Here is a 2,895-nt window from a genome sequence, read left to right on the forward strand (position 1 = left end):
AGGAAAAACAGAACGATACGTTCTTTGAAAATATTGAAAACAAGAAGTTAGGTAAATACAAGAATAATACCTTGTCAATTAAAAATTACCATTAAACTTTGATAATCTGAATGAGACAGAATTATAAAAACTTTTATACAACGAAGAGTTTGATCCTGGCTCAGGATGAACGCTAGCGACAGGCCTAACACATGCAAGTCGAGGGGCAGCATAATAAAAGCTTGCTTTTATTGATGGCGACCGGCGCACGGGTGAGTAACGCGTATGCAACCTGCCTTGTACAGGGGGATAGCCCGGAGAAATCCGGATTAATACCGCATAATAATCAAATTTCGCATGTTATTTGATTTAAACTTTCGGGGGTACAAGATGGGCATGCGTAGCATTAGCTTGTTGGTGAGGTAACGGCTCACCAAGGCGATGATGCTTAGGGGGTCTGAGAGGATAGTCCCCCACACTGGTACTGAGACACGGACCAGACTCCTACGGGAGGCAGCAGTGAGGAATATTGGTCAATGGGCGCAAGCCTGAACCAGCCATGTCGCGTGCAGGATGACTGCCCTATGGGTTGTAAACTGCTTTTTTACGGGAATAAACCTTCCTACGTGTAGGGAGCTGAAGGTACCGTATGAATAAGGATCGGCTAACTCCGTGCCAGCAGCCGCGGTAATACGGAGGATTCGAGCGTTATCCGGATTTATTGGGTTTAAAGGGTCCGTAGGCGGGCGATTAAGTCAGTGGTGAAATCTCACAGCTCAACTGTGAAACTGCCATTGATACTGGTTGTCTTGAATTTAGTTGAGGTGGGCGGAATACGTTATGTAGCGGTGAAATGCATAGATATAACGTAGAACACCGATTGCGAAGGCAGCTCACTAAGCTAATATTGACGCTGATGGACGAAAGCGTGGGGAGCGAACAGGATTAGATACCCTGGTAGTCCACGCCGTAAACGATGATTACTCGTTGTGCGCGATACACAGTGCGCGACTGAGCGAAAGCATTAAGTAATCCACCTGGGGAGTACGTTGGCAACAATGAAACTCAAAGGAATTGACGGGGGCCCGCACAAGCGGAGGAACATGTGGTTTAATTCGATGATACGCGAGGAACCTTACCTGGGCTTAAATGCAGTTTGACCGGCTTGGAAACAAGCTTTCTCTTCGGAGCAAATTACAAGGTGCTGCATGGTTGTCGTCAGCTCGTGCCGTGAGGTGTCGGGTTAAGTCCCATAACGAGCGCAACCCCTATCGTTAGTTGCTAGCAGGTAATGCTGAGGACTCTAGCGAGACTGCCACCGTAAGGTGAGAGGAAGGTGGGGATGACGTCAAATCAGCACGGCCCTTACGTCCAGGGCTACACACGTGTTACAATGGCTAGTACAAAGGGCAGCTACCTGGTGACAGGATGCTAATCTCAAAAGCTAGTCTCAGTTCGGATCGGAGTCTGCAACTCGACTCCGTGAAGTTGGATTCGCTAGTAATCGTATATCAGCAATGATACGGTGAATACGTTCCCGGGCCTTGTACACACCGCCCGTCAAGCCATGGAAGCCGAGGGGACCTGAAGTTCGTAACCGCAAGGAGCGACCTAGGGTAAAATTGGTAACTGGGGCTAAGTCGTAACAAGGTAGCCGTACCGGAAGGTGTGGCTGGAACACCTCCTTTCTAGAGATTTAGAATATCGACTAAGGTTTATGGTGATAAGACAGAGTTTTAAGACTGTTTTGCCTAACTTTTTACTTGTTTTCATTTAATATACCATAACCCATAGCGTTAGGGTGTTTAAACCGCTAGCATATGGATTAAGAAATTTAGTCCTGTAGCTCAGTTGGTTAGAGCACTACACTGATAATGTAGGGGTCCGCAGTTCAAATCTGCGCAGGACTACGATTAACGTTTTGGGGGATTAGCTCAGCTGGCTAGAGCGCTTGCCTTGCACGCAAGAGGTCATCGGTTCGACTCCGATATTCTCCACGAAATACGATGGTGTATTAAAGTTCTTTGACATGTTGAAAGTAGTAAAGTAGAAGTAACCAATAGTAAAGAAACAACGATTGATTTCGTGATGAAAGTTTAGACTTTTATTGGCACAAAAAGAAGTAATTAAGGGCGTATGGCGGATGCCTAGGCTCTCAGAGGCGATGAAGGACGTGATAAGCTGCGATAAGCTACGGTGAGGTGCAAATAACCATTGATCCGTAGATTTCCGAATGGGGCAACCCACTCAGCAATGAGTATCCTTTAAGGAGGCAAACCCGGAGAACTGAAACATCTAAGTAACCGGAGGAGAAGAAAACAAAAGTGATTCCCCTAGTAGTGGCGATCGAACGGGGATTAGCCCAAACCATTATTGTTTCGGCAATGGTGGGGTTGTAGGACTATAATATGATGATCGGCGTGAAGTGGAAGTGTTTGGAAAGACACACCGCAGAGAGTGATAGTCTCGTACACGTAAGCAAAGTGAATCTAGTAGTATCCTGAGTAGCGCGGAACACGAGGAATTCTGTGTGAATCTGCCAGGACCATCTGGTAAGGCTAAATACTCCTGAGAGACCGATAGTGAACAAGTACCGTGAGGGAAAGGTGAAAAGCACCTCGAACAGAGGAGTGAAAGAGTACCTGAAACCGTACGCCTACAAGCGGTAGGAGCACTTTAGGGTGTGACTGCGTGCCTTTTGCATAATGAGCCTACGAGTTACTCCTCACTAGCGAGATTAAGCACTTCAGGTGCGTAGTCGAAGCGAAAGCGAGTCTGAATAGGGCGTAAAGTTAGTGGGGGTAGACGCGAAACTTGGTGATCTACCCATGGTCAGGCTGAAGCTCTGTTAAACCAGAGTGGAGGGCCCAACCGGTTCACGTTGAAAAGTGTTCGGATGAACTGTGGGTAGGGGTG

General features: G+C 47.2%; 2 tRNA genes and 2 rRNA genes. All 4 read left to right on the forward strand.

The window, feature by feature from the left end:
• Positions 1 to 137: 137 nt before the first annotated feature.
• A 16S ribosomal RNA gene (locus tag JCM15579_RS19845) occupies positions 138 to 1,667 on the forward strand.
• Positions 1,668 to 1,815: 148 nt separating this feature from the next.
• Positions 1,816 to 1,889, forward strand: a tRNA-Ile gene (locus tag JCM15579_RS19850).
• A gap of 13 nt (positions 1,890 to 1,902) precedes the next feature.
• Positions 1,903 to 1,976 (forward strand) — tRNA-Ala (locus JCM15579_RS19855).
• A gap of 119 nt (positions 1,977 to 2,095) precedes the next feature.
• A 23S ribosomal RNA gene (locus tag JCM15579_RS19860) occupies positions 2,096 to 2,895 on the forward strand; the annotation flags it as partial.

This window comes from Marinifilum fragile JCM 15579 (assembly GCF_001310955.1).
In the GTDB taxonomy this organism is placed as follows: Bacteria; Bacteroidota; Bacteroidia; order Bacteroidales; family Marinifilaceae; genus Marinifilum; species Marinifilum fragile.